The organism is Clostridium sp. CS1-1, from assembly GCF_056135525.1.
On record NZ_CM148680.1, the window covers coordinates 1,383,687 to 1,402,856 of the forward strand.

At 33.5% G+C, this 19,170-nt stretch carries 17 protein-coding genes; 12 read left to right on the forward strand and 5 right to left on the reverse strand.

Annotation, left to right across the window (positions count from 1 at the left end; all coding sequences use genetic code 11):
* Window positions 1-216: 216 nt before the first annotated feature.
* Window positions 217-456: a hypothetical protein gene (locus AC0N0V_RS06220; RefSeq protein ID WP_474462752.1), complete on the reverse strand. Its 240-nt coding sequence runs from the start codon at window positions 454-456 to the stop codon at window positions 217-219.
* Between the two features lie 365 nt (window positions 457-821).
* On the opposite strand from AC0N0V_RS06220, the gene sufC reads away from it, so the two are divergent.
* The 7 genes from sufC (at window position 822) to AC0N0V_RS06255 (ending at window position 7,822) form a co-directional block, all read left to right on the forward strand.
* A complete protein-coding gene (sufC, locus tag AC0N0V_RS06225; protein WP_474462753.1) occupies window positions 822-1,562 on the forward strand; it encodes a Fe-S cluster assembly ATPase SufC in 741 nt (246 codons plus the stop codon).
* Between the two features lie 88 nt (window positions 1,563-1,650).
* Complete coding sequence (sufB, locus tag AC0N0V_RS06230) at window positions 1,651-3,057, forward strand: Fe-S cluster assembly protein SufB (RefSeq protein WP_474462754.1); 1,407 nt, start codon at window positions 1,651-1,653, stop codon at window positions 3,055-3,057.
* 17 nt (window positions 3,058-3,074) lie between these two features.
* Entirely contained in the window at window positions 3,075-4,334 is a 1,260-nt protein-coding gene (gene sufD, locus AC0N0V_RS06235; RefSeq protein ID WP_474462755.1) for a Fe-S cluster assembly protein SufD, read from the forward strand.
* A 139-nt stretch (window positions 4,335-4,473) separates the two neighbouring features.
* Window positions 4,474-5,715 (forward strand): cysteine desulfurase, encoded by a 1,242-nt coding sequence (locus AC0N0V_RS06240; protein WP_474462756.1) that lies wholly within the window; start codon window positions 4,474-4,476, stop codon window positions 5,713-5,715.
* Window positions 5,702-6,136 (forward strand): Fe-S cluster assembly sulfur transfer protein SufU, encoded by a 435-nt coding sequence (gene sufU / locus AC0N0V_RS06245; RefSeq protein WP_474462757.1) that lies wholly within the window; start codon window positions 5,702-5,704, stop codon window positions 6,134-6,136. Before AC0N0V_RS06240 ends, sufU begins: the two co-directional genes overlap by 14 nt.
* Before the next feature lie 311 nt (window positions 6,137-6,447).
* Window positions 6,448-7,308 carry a phage holin family protein gene (locus AC0N0V_RS06250; RefSeq protein WP_474462758.1) on the forward strand — a complete coding sequence of 287 codons (861 nt, stop codon included), beginning with the start codon at window positions 6,448-6,450 and terminating at the stop codon, window positions 7,306-7,308.
* A 313-nt stretch (window positions 7,309-7,621) separates the two neighbouring features.
* The gene (locus tag AC0N0V_RS06255) at window positions 7,622-7,822 is read left to right on the forward strand and encodes a small, acid-soluble spore protein, alpha/beta type (protein ID WP_474462759.1); all 201 of its coding nucleotides are present in this window, start codon (window positions 7,622-7,624) and stop codon (window positions 7,820-7,822) included.
* Between the two features lie 282 nt (window positions 7,823-8,104).
* On the opposite strand, the gene AC0N0V_RS06260 is transcribed toward AC0N0V_RS06255, so the two are convergent.
* Window positions 8,105-9,247 carry an SH3 domain-containing protein gene (locus tag AC0N0V_RS06260; protein WP_474462760.1) on the reverse strand — a complete coding sequence of 381 codons (1,143 nt, stop codon included), beginning with the start codon at window positions 9,245-9,247 and terminating at the stop codon, window positions 8,105-8,107.
* A gap of 262 nt (window positions 9,248-9,509) precedes the next feature.
* Between AC0N0V_RS06260 and AC0N0V_RS06265 the strand changes: the two genes are divergently transcribed.
* On the forward strand, window positions 9,510-9,872 hold the full coding sequence (locus AC0N0V_RS06265; protein WP_474462761.1) for a GGDEF domain-containing protein: 363 nt from the start codon (window positions 9,510-9,512) through the stop codon (window positions 9,870-9,872).
* A 200-nt stretch (window positions 9,873-10,072) separates the two neighbouring features.
* On the opposite strand, the gene AC0N0V_RS06270 is transcribed toward AC0N0V_RS06265, so the two are convergent.
* Entirely contained in the window at window positions 10,073-12,070 is a 1,998-nt protein-coding gene (locus tag AC0N0V_RS06270; protein WP_474462763.1) for a methyl-accepting chemotaxis protein, read from the reverse strand.
* Window positions 12,071-12,461: 391 nt separating this feature from the next.
* Here AC0N0V_RS06270 and AC0N0V_RS06275 point away from each other — a divergent pair, with 391 nt between their 5' ends.
* From AC0N0V_RS06275 to AC0N0V_RS06290, 4 genes are all read left to right on the forward strand, one after another.
* Window positions 12,462-13,103 (forward strand): 2-oxoacid:acceptor oxidoreductase family protein, encoded by a 642-nt coding sequence (locus tag AC0N0V_RS06275; RefSeq protein ID WP_474462765.1) that lies wholly within the window; start codon window positions 12,462-12,464, stop codon window positions 13,101-13,103.
* Entirely contained in the window at window positions 13,100-14,149 is a 1,050-nt protein-coding gene (locus tag AC0N0V_RS06280; RefSeq protein WP_474462767.1) for a hypothetical protein, read from the forward strand. The genes AC0N0V_RS06275 and AC0N0V_RS06280 overlap by 4 nt, the downstream gene beginning before the upstream one ends.
* On the forward strand, window positions 14,150-15,010 hold the full coding sequence (locus tag AC0N0V_RS06285) for a 2-oxoacid:ferredoxin oxidoreductase subunit beta (protein ID WP_474462769.1): 861 nt from the start codon (window positions 14,150-14,152) through the stop codon (window positions 15,008-15,010).
* Window positions 15,011-15,184: 174 nt separating this feature from the next.
* Window positions 15,185-15,592, forward strand: coding sequence for a GNAT family N-acetyltransferase (locus AC0N0V_RS06290; RefSeq protein ID WP_474462771.1), 408 nt, complete (start codon window positions 15,185-15,187; stop codon window positions 15,590-15,592).
* 298 nt (window positions 15,593-15,890) lie between these two features.
* Here AC0N0V_RS06290 and AC0N0V_RS06295 read toward each other — a convergent pair whose 3' ends face one another.
* Together AC0N0V_RS06295 and AC0N0V_RS06300 are read right to left on the reverse strand one after the other, a co-directional pair.
* Window positions 15,891-16,907 carry a PLL family lectin gene (locus AC0N0V_RS06295; RefSeq protein WP_474462773.1) on the reverse strand — a complete coding sequence of 339 codons (1,017 nt, stop codon included), beginning with the start codon at window positions 16,905-16,907 and terminating at the stop codon, window positions 15,891-15,893.
* Window positions 16,908-17,093: 186 nt separating this feature from the next.
* Complete coding sequence (locus AC0N0V_RS06300) at window positions 17,094-18,746, reverse strand: cell wall-binding repeat-containing protein (protein WP_474462775.1); 1,653 nt, start codon at window positions 18,744-18,746, stop codon at window positions 17,094-17,096.
* Between the last annotated feature and the right edge of the window lie 424 nt (window positions 18,747-19,170).

Genomic DNA, 19,170 nt, shown 5'->3' on the forward strand with positions numbered 1-19,170 from the left:
TTTAATTTATCCGATGACTACCCCCCTAATACCTCCATGCACTCTGTTTATTGCTATTTGAAGGTTAGGTTTATAGTATTTTCTTCTAGCTAAGACTAGGGAAGTACTGTAAACCTGACCTTTAACTGGCATTATGGTCAAACTTGTCACTTGACAGGTGGGTGGTAACATAACTTAGAAATTCTAAGTCTATTGAAACTCAAACAAATAAAATTACTATTGGTTCTTCAGCTGTTTCATTTGTTTCTTTAGATCTTTCATTTTCTCTTTCTTTTCTTGGTTAGCGTCTAATAGCCCACGTTGTGAAATTAATAATGCCATCATATCTCCCACTGCAGTGAGTAAAGCGCCAATGAGTTCTACTTCTTCATCGCTTTTGTCTTTTGATAACGATATAGCAATGGCACTAGCCAAAATTGATAACTCCTCTGGACTTGTACAGTTAAAAATAGACATCACTTTCCCCTCCTTTTATTATATTAAATGCAGATCCACTCATTTTTGCTAACTTAATTAATTTATTATCTTGAAAAAAACTTGGTTTATATAAAAGTTAAATCTTAGGTGATAATTATTGTTGATTATCTTTACATAAAGTAGTAAAATATATTCAAAGAGAAATCAGAGTAATACACTCGGATATAAAATTAAGATACTGACATATAGTTAAAGTCTATTTAATGTCTTAATTTAGGTTAACTTAAATCCATGATTAATCTTCTATAAATTTGCTGTTAAAAGGAATTATAAATAAGAATCTACATAAAATTTTTGCATTGAAATCAGAGTGAAATACTCGGGTATGAAGGAGAGAAATTAAAATGTTAAAAATAATTAATCTAAAAACTTCAGTTGAAGATAAGGAAATATTAAAAGGGTTAAATTTAGAAATAGGAAAAGGTGAAATTCATGTAATCATGGGACCTAACGGGGCAGGAAAATCAACTTTAGCTAATACATTAATGGGGCATCCAAAATACTCAATAAAAGATGGAGAAATGATTTTTGAAGGTGAGGTAATTAATGACTTAAAAGTGGACGAAAGGGCAAGAAAGGGAATTTTCTTATCCTTCCAATACCCAGAAGAGGTGCCAGGAATAACAGTAGAAAACTTTTTGCGTACAGCTAAAGGTGCTGTGGTAGGAAAAGTTCAAAATATTATACAATTCAGAAGAGTGTTGAAAGAAAAAATGAAGCTTTTAAGAATGGATGAAAGCTATGCTCAAAGGTATTTAAACTTAGGATTCTCTGGTGGAGAGAAGAAAAAGAATGAAATACTTCAGATGGCAATACTCGAGCCTAAACTTTCAATACTAGATGAAACAGATTCGGGACTGGATGTGGATGCAGTGAGAATAGTTGCTGAAGGTGTTAGAGAGTTAAAAAATGAGGAAAATTCAATTTTAATAATAACACACCTTAATCGTATTTTGGATTATTTAAAGCCTGACTATGTTCATATTTTGATGGATGGAAAGATTGTAAAAACAGGTGATATGTCACTTGCAAAACAGATAGAAGAGTATGGATATGATGCAATAAGAGCCGAGCTTGAAGCCTAATAGTGAGACAGGTATATATTAAGCTATCCAGTAATCTTCATATAAAGGATTAAGATAGTGATTCTATTGAAAAAAGAGGTGTGTGAAATTGGAGAAAAAGAGAACTTACGTCGAGGATATTGAACGTGGTGTTTATGATATAAAAAATGATTTTAAATATAGTTATAAAACTGAAAAGGGTTTGACTAAAGAGATAATAGAGCAAATTTCAGAGGAAAAAAATGAACCTCAGTGGATGAGAGATTTTAGATTAAAATCTTTAGAAGTATATAATAGTATGCCGATGCCAGCCTGGGGGCCAGATTTGAATGATTTAGATGTGGAAAATATAGTCACTTATATTAGACCTAATACTAATATGAAACATGATTGGGAGGATGTTCCCGAGGAAATAAAGAAAACTTTTGATTTACTTGGAATTCCAAAGGCTGAGAGAGAATCACTTGCAGGAGTGGGAGCACAATATGATTCAGAAGTTGTATACCACAATGTAAGTGAGGAATTAACAAGTCAAGGTGTTCTATACATGGATATGGAAACAGCGGTAAGGGAGTATGAGGATTTTGTAAAACCATATTTTATGAAACTTGTACCACCTAGTGACCATAAATTTGCGGCACTACATGGTGCAGTATGGTCTGGAGGATCTTTCGTGTACGTGCCTGCTGGTGTTCAAGTAGATATTCCAATACAATCTTACTTTAGGCTAAATGCACCAGGGGCAGGTCAGTTTGAGCACACTTTAATTATAGTGGAAAAGGGAGCAAAGATTCATTATATAGAAGGGTGTTCCGCACCTAAATATTATGTAAACAATCTTCATGCAGGCTGTGTTGAGTTATTTGTAAAAGAGGATGCGACTCTAAGGTACAGCACTATTGAAAACTGGTCAAGAAATATGTATAACTTAAACACTAAAAGATCAGTAGTAGATAAAAATGGAACTATCGAATGGGTATCTGGTTCTTTTGGTTCAAAGGTTTCTATGCTTTACCCTATGAGTATTTTAAGAGGAGAGGGAGCTAAATCCGAGTTTACGGGAGTTACTTTTGCTGGAGCAGGTCAGCATTTAGATACAGGTTCTAAGGTTGTTCATGCAGCACCTTATACTACTTCCACAGTTAACTCAAAGTCTATATCTAAAAATGGTGGGGTTGCTCTATATAGAGGACTCTTAAGTGCTACACCAAATGCACATCACTGTAAATCTACTGTATCTTGTGAATCCTTGATGCTTGATAATGAATCAAGATCAGATACTGTACCAGTTATAAGTGTTGCAAATGACGGCATTGATATAGGACATGAAGCAAAGATTGGGAAAATAAGTGAAGAAGCTATCTTTTACTTAATGAGTAGGGGATTAAGTGAAGCAGAGGCTAAGGCCATGATCGTAAGAGGATTCGTTGAACCTATAACAAAAGAACTCCCTCTTGAATATGCAGTTGAAATGAATAATCTAATTAAATTGGAGCTAGAAGGAACTATAGGGTAAAGGAGGGAGAAAGTAAAATGAAAGACAATAGGAATGAAGTTTTAGACTTTAAGTACAATAAAATTTCTTTAACTGAAGAAAGAATTAAAAATAATACTATTTTTAAAAGTGAATATGAAGATATCTCAGATATATTAAATGTAATTAATAATACAAAGCAGCATAAGTTAAATCAAACTATGGTTCCTGCTTGGAAACATTTAAAGGTGAATAATTATGATTTAAATAATTTCGATTTACCTACTATAGAGGCTTATAAGAATGATTATTTAAGTTTTGAAGAAAAAATTTCAGATAATGCAATAATCTTAGAAACTAAAAACGCTTTATGGCTAGTGGAAGATGCTAGTAAATATATAAACCTAGAAGAAAATTTCGGGGTTTCTGATAAGTTTGTAGCATTAGGTGAATATGGTTTTAATAGTGGTGTGTTTGTTAAAGTATCTGAAAATAAAGAGATAAGTTCACCTATAAAACTTAACTTTAGCTTGGATAAAGAAAATCCTACAGTTATAGATCACAATATAATTATTGCAGAAAAAGGAAGTAAGGTTACAGTTGTTATGGACTATAGTGCAAGTGATATAGATAGCGAAAATATCCTATTCCATAATGGTGTTACTAAGGTGTTTGCTAAAGAAAATTCGGAAGTAACTATAGTAAAAGTTCAGAGGATGAATAATAAAGCGGTACATTTTGACTCAAACATTGCTTTTGTAAACAAGGATGCCAAGGTAAACTGGGTAACTATTGAAATGGGAAGCGAAATAAACGTTACTAATTACACATCGAATCTAAATGAAGATAATAGTTCATCAGAACTTTATTCTGCATACCTTGTAGACGGAACAAGCAGGCAGGATATTTACTATACAATGAACCATAGAGGCAGGAGAAGTGAGAGCCATATGGAGATAAAAGGTGTAGTAAAAGATAAGGCTAAAAAGATATTTAGAGGCAATATAGATTTTAAAAGAGGTGCTTCGAAATCAAAGGGAGCACAGGATGAAGATGTACTCTTATTAGATTCTACTGTAAAAGTTGATTCAGTACCGATGCTTTTATGTGAAGAAGATGATGTGGAAGGATCACACTCAGCAAGTGTTGGCCAGATGGATGAGGATAAGTTATTTTATTTAATGAGCAGAGGTTTCTGTGAAAGAGAAGCAAAGAAGCTTGTAGTGGAAGCGAAGTTTAGTCCTATTTTTGATAGAGTTCCAGTGGAAGAGCTTAGAGTGTTCTTGGGTGAGGAGCTTAGAAAAAAGCTGATACAATAGGGACTCAGAAGTTAAGTTGATCAAGGTATTTATATACTTTCAGATATGGATATATAAACCTGCAAGAACTTAACTTCCTAAGCTTTATAATGATAGATTAAGAGTTGATAGATATTAATAACTATACAGGAGGAGAAAAATGAGTAAAATAGATATAAATAAAATAAGAGCAGATTTTCCCATTCTCTCTTTACAGATAAATGGAAAAAACTTAGTATACCTAGATAATGGGGCAACTACACATAAGCCGAAATCAGTTATTCAAGCTATAACAGACTATAATGAAAAGATTAATGGAAATCCTCATAGAGGTGCTCATTACCTAAGTGTGGCAGCTACTGACGCCTATGAAGGTGCTAGGGAAAAAGTTAGAAATTTCATAGGAGCTAAAAAGTCCCACGAAATAATATTTACTAAAAATGCTACAGAATCCTTGAATTTAATAGCCTATACCTATGGAATGGCTTTTATAAATGAAGGGGATGAGATTGTAGTTACCATATCAGAACACCACAGTAACATATTACCTTGGCAGATGGTGGCAAAGGCTAAAGGTGCTGTTTTAAAGTATATGTATGTAAATAAAGAAGGAAGACTTACTGAAAAGGAATATAAAAGTAAGATTACTGATAAAACAAAACTAGTTGCTGTTGCTCAAATGTCTAACGTTCTTGGAACTATTTATCCTGTAAAGGAAATAGTAGAATATGCACACAGCCAGGGAGCAGTTGTAGTAGTTGATGGAGCGCAAAGTGTTCCGCATATGAAGGTTGATGTAATGAGTTTAGATGCAGATTTCTTTGTATTTTCAGGACATAAGGCGCTTGCCCCAATGGGTATTGGTGTGCTTTATGGAAGGGAAGAGCTTTTATTAGAAATGCCTCCATTTTTAAGAGGAGGAGATATGATAGAGTATGTTACAGAGCAGGATGCAACCTTTGCAGAGCTTCCATTCAAGTTTGAGGCTGGTACACAAAATGTTGAAGGAGCAGTGGCACTAGCTTCAGCTATTGATTACCTAGAGTCAGTAGGGATGGATAATATTGCTGCGCATGAAAAAGAGCTTACTGAATATGCAATAAGTAAAATGAGGGAACTACCTTATGTAACTATTTATGGACCCCAGAATATGGAAGATAGAGGTGGGCTTATTTCCTTCAATATAGAAGGAGTTCATCCACATGATGTTGCAAGTATTGTAGATAGCTATGGAGTTGCAGTTAGAGCAGGACATCATTGTGCACAACCCCTTATGAAATATTTGGGCGTGCAAGCTTCTTCAAGAGCGAGTTTCTACTTCTATAACACCATTGAAGAAGTCGATAAGTTTATAGAAAGTATAGAAAATGTAAGGAAGTGGTTAGGTTATGGAGAATCTTAATTCGATATACTCTGAGATAATTATGGAGCATAACCAAAGTGGTCACAATAAAAGACACTTAGACCATGCTGATTGTTCAGAAAGAGGGCATAATCCGAGCTGTGGAGATGATATAACTCTATCACTTAAATTTAATGGTAATATTATTGAAGATGCAGCTTTTGAAGGAAGCGGATGTGCTATTTCCACAGCGTCTACTTCTATGATGATAGATTTGATTAGAGATAAATCAAAGGAAGAGGCACTAGGATATGTAAACACCTTCATAGGTATGATTAAAAAAGAAATTACTGATGAAGATGAGTTAGAAAAATTAGAGGACGCTATATCTCTCAAAAATATTTCTACAATGCCAGCGAGGGTAAAATGCGCAGTACTTGCTTGGCATACCTTAAAGGAAGCAATAAGAAAAAAAGATTAAGTTATATCAGATAAATCTTTACTATTAATAGACATAAGATATATGTGAAGTTATATAGATTAACATGGTACTAATAATAAGAATATTGCATGGATAGTGAAAAAATAACCTGAGATGAAATCAGGTTATTTTTTATATTGCACTATAATAGCCAAATTTAAATGCTAATAGGTTGTGTTATTTATAATAAAAGTGTAGACTATAGAAATTTATAGTACTAGTTACATGGTTTTATATGTCAAATTCTTAACTCTTTCATATAATGAAGTAAAATAGGTGGAGAGATTAATTTATAGGGTAGGGGAAGTCAAATGTTTACCATGAATTCATTTTTAGAGTTCTTTGTTAACTCAATCTTATTTGTGGATAAGTTGAAAGATCTAAATACATTCCAGATTTCTAGTCTTATACTTATAGCTCTAATTACAATAGATACAATATTAGGAGTTAAGGTAGCACTAAAATTCAATAGAGTTGGAAGCAAAGGGTTATTGAAGTTTGTTAAAAAAGTTATATTATATACTGTAGCCATAATAAGTGTTAGATTGCTTGAAATTGGAATATTGGCTTTTGTAAATACCACTATGTTATCACAGTTAACGCTTGCTTATCTTATAATTTCAGAAACTATTAGCGTAATGGAGAATCTAACCATATTGGGGGTTCCAATTCCAGCGAATTTTATTTCTATTATGCTTAACAATTTGAAGATAGCTGGATTTGATAAAGTACTAGAGGCATCGAAAAATAACGAAAAAGACATTATAGAGATTGATGATATTATAAAATACCAATTACCTAATTTTAAAGACAAAGATATAGGAAAGTTATTAGAGATAAAATTTAAAGCTTGGAAAGCTATTTCTGAACAAATAACAAATACTGTTGGAGAAAATGAATCTAGTAATGAACGGCTATATTATAGGGTATTGTCATTAATAGAATTAGGGTTTAAGGAAATGGAGCAAGAATTCGAAAATCAAAAAGTGTGTAAAGAATGTGCCGGGCAGTTTTTAAAAGTTCACATGCCAAAAAGAAATAAGCTATTGAAGAAGGTTGAAGAAATTTGCTATTCGGAAAAACCTATAAAAGTTAAAAGAGAAGAATTACTTGATGGGATTATAGTGCTATTGTATGAAACAATACTTGATGCTTATAAAACTATTGATTAGTTTTAAAATATTTTCAAAAACTAACTAAAAAACAACCCAGCATATGTGCTGGGTTGTTTTTTAGATTAAATTATGGATATAATTAAAGGAATTTTATTATAGCAACATTATTAAGTATATCCACTATAAAAAGTATTATTCAATAAATTTCAAGAAAATTAACTAAATTTTAAAAATTATTTCCACTACCTAATAATGAATAAATTAGAATAGTTACCAGTAATTTAATAGACTATTTAATTTAAAACTGCACAAACTTATATTACAACAGGAAGCGACATAAAATAACAAAAATAAAAGGAGGAACACAATTATGGCAAACAGAAATAGTAATAGAGTATTAGTACCAGAGGCAAAGGCAGGATTAGAGCAATTTAAGATGGAATCAGCTAGAGAAGTTGGAGTAAATCTAAAAGAAGGTTACAATGGAGATTTAACTGCAAGAGAAGCAGGATCAGTAGGCGGAAACATGGTTAAAAAGATGGTTGAAGCATACGAGCAAGGATTAAAATAGAACATAGCAGTAAAAGAGTCAGGTAGGTCATATACTACCTGATTCTTTTATAATTAAGTGAAATTTAAATTAGGTAAGCAGAGTTCTTAGTGTCTTTGACACTTAGAAATCGTTGTCCAGGGACGTAGCCGCTCTTTATCCCCACTTTGAGGAGTGGGTGGATTAGAGCGGATAGTCATCGGATAAATACCAACTTAATGTAATTACCAGTCTAAGCAAGTCATAGGTTAATGTTAGTTTGATATAACAAAAAAGCACAGCTATTGTTGCTGTGCTTTAATATTAATATATATATCTTAAATATTTACTAGATGCAAAGCCTTCTACTCCACTAATTCTAATTCTCATCCAATTACCGTCTTTTGAATAGTCAAGTACTTCAGCATACTGATTACCACTAATTACGCCAATTATAGAAGAACTTAGTGTTGCACTACTTCTAATATTTAACTGATAAGCATTACTTATTGCAACGAATTTACCACTTGGTATTGAAGTAACTAGATTTCCCCACACCCAACCAACTTTTCCATTATAGTTAGTTGAATACCAACCATTCGAGTAGTTACTTAAATAAAGTACAGTACCCTTTGGAATAGTTCCAAGTAAAGTAGCGTCATCAGAAGGATTTGCATTAAAGTATGCTGAGTAAGTAACCTTTGTTACTTGAGCAAATTGACCAGGTTTAACAGTATTTTGGTCATCTTCAACTATATTTATATATCTTCCTGGAATATAGCCATTATTTATGTCGTCTATAGTTACGAAATATCTTTTAGTACCTTGAATTCCTCCGAAAACCTGATCCCAAGTTGCTTCATAGGTATAGGCACCAGAAATTCCGTTTAAAGTACCCCATTTATCAAAAATTAAAACGTGGTCACCCGGCCTATCTAGTATGTCCATGTGTTTAATTTCACTTAAGCTTATCTTCTTAAAGTATTTATCAAACATTGTTGAGGTTGAAATTTTATAATCTTTTATATTAAATACAGCTTGTACAAACCCTGAACAATCTATTCCAGCAGTTCCAGGTATATAGCTGCTTCCAGCAGTTGTATTTACATTACCTGCAAAGGCACCTTTATTAATAGCATCTAAATAGTTTGTCCAAGGAGCACCAAGAGATTTTGAATCAATACCATCTTGTCCACCCCAGTTATAAGGAATACCAGTTACTTCTGCAGTTGTTAAATTTGAAAATTGATTTGGCTCAGTCACATAAGAATTATACTGAGGATCTAATTTTCCGTTTTTTTCTTTAGAGTATGTCCATTTTAAATCTATCATTTTAAGTGCTCTTTGTTCTGCATTACTTCTTGTTATCGGAGTTTGTACAGTACTTGCACTTACACTTTTTATAGGTGTAATTACAGCAGATATTCCAAATAGGATACCAAATAGAATCGTGCTAACTTTTTTCATCACAGTTACCTCCTGATATGATTTTAAAAAATAGTAAGAATTACTTAGCTTTAGGGGGGAGGTCCTATGGGTTCAAGCTAAGTAATTCCTACTTTATGGATTATAGACAACTTTTGCCCACAATATTCATTCTGTCTATAAAAATTATTATAAGGGGACTCAGGTTTGTTATCAATAATCAAATTATGGTACTGAATATAAAGAGCTTAATAACTTAACAACTACCAATGATTTTTATGGGTGTGGTCTAATCATATTGAGTTTGCTGATTTTAAGACAGAACCTTCTTATACATCATAAAAGGAAACTTATCAGCAAACTAGAAATACAATCTTCAAGAGATTTTCTTACTGGGCTTTTTATCAAAAGATATGTTATAGAAATTTTACAACAGCTTTTTACTAATTTAAATAATAGATGTGTACAAATATCTATTTTAATGGTTGACATAGATCACTTTAAAAGTTATAACGATAAATGGGGTCATGTTAACGGTGATACATTATTAAAGGAACTTTCAGATATATTATCATGCAATGCAGGAATTGGAAATATGGTAAGCAGATTTGGCGGGGAGACTCAACCTCTAGGAAGGGTAACGGTATCAATAGGTGGAGCTACCTGAATGAAGGGTATGAGTCATATTTATGACTTGATAGAAGATGCAGATAAAGCTCTTTATGAAGCAAAAAAAGAAAGAAATAAGTGTGAGTGGTATAATGGAAAGTAAAAGGAGAGTGCGACTTAACTCTAAGATAACACGCTGTTAGAACAGCATGTTAACCTTAATTTAAGTCGCATCTTTTTGCTAATCTCAGTTTAACTTTAAACCTTAAATTTTTCTACAGAATGACTCAACTCCTCAATAGATGCAGCAAGATCTTCGAGTTTACTAGCCATTGACTGTATTACAGTAACCTGCTCCTCAGCAGAGGCAGAAACCTCTTCTGTTGCAGAAGTAAACTCAGCGGAGATATCTAGTATATTCTGCATAAGAGTTCTAATTTGAGCATTACCCTCAGCTATATCGTTCATTTCAGAATAAACCTCTTCTATGCTATTTATTGTTATAAGCATATTCTCTTGAATACCTCTGTAGTCTACAAATATACTTTCATTAATAGACTTTCTATCTACATTTAATTTAATAGACTGCTCTTTAATATTCTCAGATATTTCTGCTTCTGACCTAACCTTTCGCACTAATTCTTCTATCTTTTGGACGGAATTAGAAGATTCCTCTGCCAGTTTGCGGATTTCCTCGGCAACAACAGCAAACCCTCTTCCATGTTCTCCAGCTCTAGCAGCTTCTATTGAAGCATTTAAAGCGAGAAGATTGGTTTGTGTGGAGATGTTAGATATTGCAGAAGTCATTGCTTCAATTTGTTGTGCATTTTCATGAAATGCGGCTATGATATCGTAGATTTTTTCTGATTGTTCAATACTATTATCTTCAATTTGTTTTAAGCCATCTAAGTTATTTAAGCCTTTAAGTACAACATTGTTTGTTAAATTAGACTTATTTTTAATCTCACTTATTCTATTATTTATAACATCCATCTTTTCAGTAAAGATGTCTAGAAATTCTTTACCATTAGTTATATTTATAGACAAATTGCTCGATTCAGATGCAACTTGATTTATTGCCATTGAAATCTCACTGGACATATTCTCTACAACTTCTGAACTGTCTTTAAGGTCTGAGGAAAGATCATGGGCAGATCTATTAGTGGAAAATATTCCTTTAATAATATGTCTTAAGTCAAAAATCATATTAGCAAAGCTTTTTATAAGTTCACCTATTTCATCATTACTCTTAACAGATATTTCAGCAGTTAAATCTCCATTTGCAATTACCTCTGTATGATTTTTTAGCTTCAAAATAGGTTTTAAAATCCTATTTATCATCAATATTGTAATCGTTATTGATAAAAGGATGGAAATAATTAATGCAACAATAAAACCTTTAATTAGTGTATTTAACGGTTTTTTATATTCTTCAGTAGGAATAGCAAAGCCTACAGACCATCCAGTTGATTTAATGTTATGAAAAATAAAGTACTTTTCTTTACCATCATAATCTTTTTCTTTATATAGGTTATTTGAAGTACTATTTAAGGCATTCGCTATGGATTTCAAGTTTCCGTTCATTACTCCATCAATACTTATCAACCCTTTTTCAGTAGGCTGAAACTCTTTGTTTGGATGGACTATAAAATTATGTCTATTGTCTAGTAAAATAGCATAACTATTCGGAACATCTTTAGCATCTTGTACAACCTTGGTTAAATAGTCTAAGTAAATATCTGATGCAGCAACTCCTAGAAGTGTTCCACCCCTTTTAACTGGCTTTGCTATAGTAATTACCATTTTTTTAGTGGTTGGGTCTAGATAAGGAGAAGTATAAATTACTTTATCCTCTTTTAATGCTTGCTTGTACCAGTCTCTTTCAGTAACATCATAATCAGCTGGCGGAGTCCAACCATCACCAGATATCATCTTTTTATCTTCAAAGCCTATGTAAAAACATAATACACTTGGGTTAGATTTTTGCTTTTGTATAAAATAGTTGAGGGTTTTGTTAAAATCGTAGTCATTATAATATTCTAGGTCATTTGCCATTTCATCAATCATTTCACCTTGCTGCAGGAGCCAGCCGTTAAGTTGTTCTGAATATTTATTTGCAGTCATCATTGAACGCTGTTCTGACTCTTGCATAACCGTCTTGTAGGAAATATAGTAGCTTATTGTAAGTGAAAGTGACACACAAAATAAGCATAACAGACTTACTACTAGAGAAAACTTTACTCTTAAACTTTTCATTTACATACCTCATTTCAAAGATTCATAACTGTGATTAATGCTTTGATTTTTATTTAAATGGATTAAATTTACATAATTTTGGATGTTATGTATTGGATTATAATGTATTTATTTGAAGAATATGCTTCAAACAAGTATCATTATAACATTTTATACTGTAAAGTGTTATAAAAAATATTTATCGTTGCAATAATAAATCGAAAATATGCAAGAATGTCCAAAAAACACTTAAATTATTTTTACAACCAACATTTACAAATAAGGGGAATAGGTGTAAAATATAATCAATAACAATTATTAATTAGTAATTAAAACTAATTTATAAATTAAAGCTTATAGATATGAGTTTTAAATAGGTCAAATAAATATAGTTGTAAAGGGGCGTATGAACTTGATATATAATATTTTAATAGGCGGAAGCGCTGGACAGGGAATGGATACTGTAAGTGAATTATTTGAAAAGATATTGAAGAGGGAAGGATACTATTCATTGTCAACAAAGGACTATATGTCTAGGGTAAGAGGAGGTCATAACTTTATTCAAATAAGATTTGGTGAAGAAGTGGTAGACTCTCATCATCCTAAAGTAGATGCTATAGTTGCTTTAGATTTATCTACAATAGAGCTTCATATAGAGGACTTGAATAAAAATGGAATAATAATTGCGGATGAAGGGATTAAATATGAAGATTCAAGACTAGTTAAAATTCCAATGAAGAAATTTGCAGCAGAAATAGGAAATCCAAAAGTTATGGGAACTGTTGCAATTGGAGTGCTTCTTAAAGCCTTTGGATTTGAAAAGGAAAAAGGAGAAAGAGTTATAAAATCTCAGTTCTCAGGAAATATTTCAGAAGCTAATTTATTAGCATTACAAAGTGGTTATTCAGTAGGAAACAAAATGTTTGAAACTAATAAGTTAGAAGAAAAAGATACTATCTTAATAAATGGAAATGCCTCCATAGCACTGGGAGCATTAGCAGGAGGCGTAAACTTTTACTCAGCATATCCAATGACACTGCAACAAGTGTTATGACATATCTTTCTAAAAAATCAAAAGATGCAGGTATAGTTGTGGAGCAAGTAGAAGATGAAATCGCTGCTATAATTATGGCGCTTGGTGCCTCTTATACAGGAGCAAGAGCAATGACTGGGACTTCAGGTGGTGGATTATCACTTATGGTAGAGGCACTAGGACTTGCATCAGTAACTGAAGTGCCTATAGTAATAGTAGATTCTCAAAGACCAGCACCAGCTACAGGACTTCCAACAAGAACAGAGCAAAGTGATTTAAGCTTTATTTTAACGGCATCTCATGGAGAAGGACCAAGAATGATACTTGCGGTAAGAAACCCAGAGGATGCCTTTTATCAGACTGCTAGAGCCTTAAATATAGCAGATAAATATCAAATACCTGTAATAATTCTAACAGATCAATACTTGGCAGATGCAGTAAGAACAGTTAACCCTTTTAATTTTAGTAAGGTTAGCATAGAAAGACATATTGCATCAAAAGAGGATATAGCAGAAGATTTAAAAGAAGGAAAGTATAAGAGATATAAGTTAACTGAAACTGGAATATCAAAGAGAATAATACCTGGTTCAGTAGAAGGGCAAATAGTGCTTGTAGACAGTGATGAGCATGATGAATATGGCCACATAACTGAGTCTTCCAAAGTTCGTGTTGCAATGATGAAAAAGAGAATGGGTAAACTTGACCTTCTAAAAGAAGAGGTTTTAGAACCAGAGTATGTCGGAGTAGAAAATCCTGAAATTCTTCTTGTAGGATGGGGCTCAACTTATGGTCCAATAAAAGAATCGGTAGATATGTTAGAGAAAGATGGAGTGTCTATAGGAGCATTAATATTTGGAGATATTTATCCGCTTCCAGAAAAACTTCTCAAAAAGTACTCAAAAATTGCTAAGAAAATAACAAACGTTGAACAAAACTATACTGGACAGCTTGCTAAGCTTATAAGACAAGAGACAGGAATTGACATGAATAAAAGCATATTGAAATATGATGGAAGACAGATAAGTGCATATGAGATTTACAATGAAGTAAGAAAAGAGGTGCTTTAGATGTTAGATAAGAAGATATTTAGTTCAAATGATGAAATAGCATGGTGTCCTGGTTGTGGTAACTTTGGAATATTAAATGCATTAAAACAGGCACTCGCGGAATTAGATTTAAAACCAGAGCAAGTTTTAATTGCCTCAGGAATAGGTCAGGCTGCTAAAACTCCCCATTATATAAATACAAATGGATTTAACAGTTTGCATGGAAGATCTATTCCACCAGCAGTGGGAGCAAAAATTGCAAACAAAGATTTAAAGGTTATTATAACATCTGGTGACGGAGATAGCTATGGCGAAGGTGGAAACCACTTGCTTCACAATATAAGGAAAAATGTTGATATTACACATTTTGTCCATGATAATCAGATTTATGGACTAACAAAAGGACAAGGATCACCTACAACAGAGTCTGGACAAATCACATCAATGCAGTTTGATGGTGTTATAGCTCCGAGATTTAATCCATTGGCCTTTGCAATAAGTGTGGGAGCTACTTTTGTAGCAAGGGCTTTTTCTGGTGATGGGGCACACTTAGTTAAAATAATGAAGGAAGCTATAAATCATAATGGATATGCAATAGTAGATATTCTACAGCCTTGCGTAACTTTTAACCAAGTAAATACTTTTAAATGGTATAATGAGAGAATTTATAAATTAGAGGAAGATTATGATGCAAAAGATAAGATGAAGGCTCTTGAAAAGGCTATGGAGTGGGGTGATGATGGTATTCCTGTTGGTGTAATTTACAAGGAAGATAGGGAAAGCTATATCGATTCAATTCCTTATTTGAGAGATGGTGAGCCACTTATTAAGAGAAAGTGGAGTCCTATGGATGCTGAAAAGTTTATGAATGAGTTTAGATAATGAAAGCACCTTTGTGGTGCTTTCATTTTTTAGACATTTAAGAAAATAATTAGAATACGAGAAAAGATTTTAGATATATAATAAAAATATGAGTGTAATTATCTGAGTGATTTTTCGAAAATATTGAAAGTTAGTTATTATAGTGTGATATTTTAATTTTGGGGGGAGAATATTGTGGAGATAAGAGAAAATGAATATTTGTTTACTGATGACAAGAAAAAGATTAATGTAAAGGCCGTTTGGAATTTATTAAAAAACACTGAATGGGCTAAAAATAGACCTGTAGAAGTTGTTCAAAAATCCATAGAAACCTCACTTTGTTTTGCTGTTTTTAAGGATGACATTCAAGTAGGATTTGCAAGAGCTGTAAGTGATTATGCTGTGTATAGTTTGATTTTAGATGTAGCAATTGATGAGGAGCACAGGGGAAAGGGGTTAGGTAAAAAGCTAGTCCAGTTTATAAATAATCACCCAAGTATTATAAGTACCAGCAAGTTTCTATGGACAAAATCTGCTGAAGGGTTATATTCAAAGTTTGGCTATAGGGAAGAGGAAGGATATACCTTTATGTTTAAAAGATAAACAGAGTTCCTGGCATTAAATGTATTTTTAACTTCAATTGATTCTTAATAACAGGGTTCTTAGTGTATTTTACACTAAGAAATTGTTATTCTTAAGAGAAAATTGTCATTCATAGACATATAAGTTCTTTACCCCTTGGGGTATTAGAGCGGCTGCGTTTCTAGATAAAATAAGCACATCAGGGGACTAATCACTGATGTGCCTATTTTGTATACTCTATTCATTTTTTAACAGAGCTTCATCTATTGACTAAAATTTAATACTCAACTGAGTAAAACACATATGCCTGTCACATAATCTAACTCCTCCAAGTATGCCACATTGCATTATTTCTGCCCCTGGCAAATACGTCAGTTCTGTTTGATCCCCAAGATACTGCAGCAGGATCGGAGTTTATATTTCCACCAAGACTTCTCCAAGAACTCCAGCGAGAGCCGTTCCAGGACATGGTAATTACTTGATTATTTAGCCCTCTAGCAAATACCTCAAGTCTGTTTGATGCTCTAGAAGAAACTGCAGGAGCTGAACTTATTAATCCACCAAGGTCTTGCCAGTTACTCCAGCGAGAACCATTCCACCATAGATGGAACAGACGATTGCCTTGACCACGAGCAAATACGTCAATTCTATTATTTCCCCATGAAACAGCAGCAGGAGCAGAAGTCAATCTTCCACCAAGGCTTTCCCAATCACTCCAGCGAGAACCATTCCACCATTTATGATAAAGGGCATTATCAGTGCCACGAACAAAGGTATCTAATCTATTAGGTGCCCAAGAAGAAACTGCAGGTGAAGAGGTTAAAACTCCACCAAGACTTTCCCAAGCACTCCAACGAGATCCATTCCAGAATATATGCCACATAGCGTTATCTGTGCCGCGGCCAAATACATCAATCCTGTTATTTCCCCATGAAACAGCAGCAGGAGCAGAAGTTAATATTCCACCGAGGCTTTCCCAGTCACTCCAACGGGAGCCGTTCCACCATTTATGATAAAGGGCATTGTTAGTGCCACGAGCAAAGGTATCTAGTCTGTTAGGTGCCCAAGAGGAGACAGCTGGTGCAGAAGTTAAAACTCCGCCAAGATTTTCCCATCTACTCCACCTATCACGAGTAGGTGGTATGATTACATTTCCAATACCGAATTCTGTTCGATTAAGGTCATCATTAGGTACATCTTCCTCATTAAACATATCAACTTCGTCAAATTCATTAAGTTCATCACAGTTTTCAACGCTTCTCATTTGTTCATTTGAAATTGGACAAATAGTAGGTTGTGCGCAATAAGGACAATAATAAAATGGATTATTATTCATTGGGTCCCCCTTATGTTTTTGCTGCGGATTAAAATCCTCACTAATTATAGTCTATGATTTAGGAGAGAAAGTGTTACAAATTCCTGTTAACTTAAATAAATATACTTTCCGGGCGGCTACGTCCCTGGATAACGACTTCTAAGCTTCAGATGGAGTTGAAACTCCACCTGAAGCTTAGAAGTCTGTTTATTTGGCGAGAAGCTTTAGATCTCCATTATCCACCCACTCTATAACTCTATCACTCTTATCAATTCTAACATAGGAATTACCATACTTCATACTTCTAGTGTCTATTCCGAACTCAACATTCTGAGGAGTTCCCATAGCTCTTACTACATCAATCACATAAGAGCCTTTTTTTATTCCCGGTGCAGATGGATCTTTCTCACCCATATCTATCTTAAGGTTACCGTTATTAACAAAAGCAACAACATAATTATGTTTATCCACATAGAGGCATGAATCATTTGGATATCTCCATATGCTATAGTCCATATACTCAAATGCTCCATAAGGTGTGCCTAAGGCTGGACCGATTTCGCCTATTGCAGATCCTAAAGTGATTGGTGGTGCATTCTCCTGTTTCTCGCCAACACTTATCTTTGAACTTATATTAGGATCACTACCTTTACTCCATCCTTGAACCACCAATCCATTGGTATCCTCATCTCGTCTAAAGAAAATTTCCGTACTCCATATATATTTACTGGGTATACTATTAAAATAATAGATAGCACCATCACCGTTCTGACTTGATCCTGACGCAGCACCCATAATTTTTACAGCATCATCAAAAGTCATTCCTAGGTTAACCTTATTACCAGGTAATCTTTCTTTGATTAAAAGGCTCTGTACTGTATTCTCTGGAACTACGCTTGTACCTCCTAGTACAAAAATCATCTTATTATTTGGTTTTTCTTCTGCATATGAGCTATAAACAATTTGTTTTGTGATTTTTGACGGCTGAGAAGAGGTTAAAAACATCGGCATTTCATATCTTGCTACTAAGGCTGCTCCGTCCAAAGCATCTGGGAAGTTTTCTCCTGATGCAAAAAATATACTTTTTGAACCTAAATCAGTGATAAAGGTTCTCATAATATTGGTATTGGTTTCATATCTATCTTTACCCCATACCCTAATATTTCCGGAAAACTTCTCTGCCAGAGCATCACTTATAACACCTCGACCTCCAATAATATAGCTCTTGGTTATTTGCTTATTGCTAAGAAGCGTTTCTATATTCGGAGTTATAGTAGTATTGGTTGTGAGTATTATTGGCATACCATTCATAGCTGCAACAGGTGACATAGAAAGTGCATCTGGAAAGTTCTCCCCATTTGCAACTGCAATCTCTGTTCCCATATCAAAATTTGAATACATAAACTTTGCGATATTTATTGAGGTTTCATACCTATTGATCCCCGCTATTCTTATAATCTCCCCATTAAGGGAATTTCTCAAGTTATCTTCCAAGAACTTGGATACCGAACCCTCTCCACCAATTAGATATACTTTACCAGGATTTAGTTCTTTAAGTCTAGTTAAAATTTCATTATCAAGCTTATCGTTTTTTGTCAGTATAATAGGAGCATTTAACTTTCTCGCCAGAGGTGCAGCACATAAACCATCCGGAAAGTTTTCTCCATTTACTATAACTATATTTTTAGCAACTTCCCATCCTTGATTTAACAACGCCAATGAGGTTTTGTATCTGTCCTCTCCTGACAACCTGACTATACTTGGCGCTGCATTTACTTTATATTCGGAAATAAGTACGGCTACAAGTAGTAAAAAAATAACTATAATGAGAGTATTAAATTGTCTTTTTTCTGTTATCATAAACCTTCTCCTTATCTTAAAATAATTTAATCATAATGTTATAGTATCCCGCGTCTAATATAAAACTATTAATGATTTATATAATCTCAGAAGAAAGTGACCCTAAAGTAAAAAAAAGTGCTTCATCTTGCAAAGAATAGCGCTTTCTTTTTACACATGTGCCATATAATTAAAATATTACGATGATATAAGAAATATATAATATGGAAAAAATGTTAGATGACAGTGTGGTATAATTGAAGCAAGAATACAAAGTTGGAGGAATGACAAAATAAGTGATAACTTTAATTTTGCAAGTTTTATATGGAACATAGTAGAAAGTGAAAGTGATTCACACAAAATCAAAGATTTTGGTTCTCTACTTTTCCACATAGATTACGTGGCGAGTGGCTACATCGATAGATATAAGTAATACATAAATTAT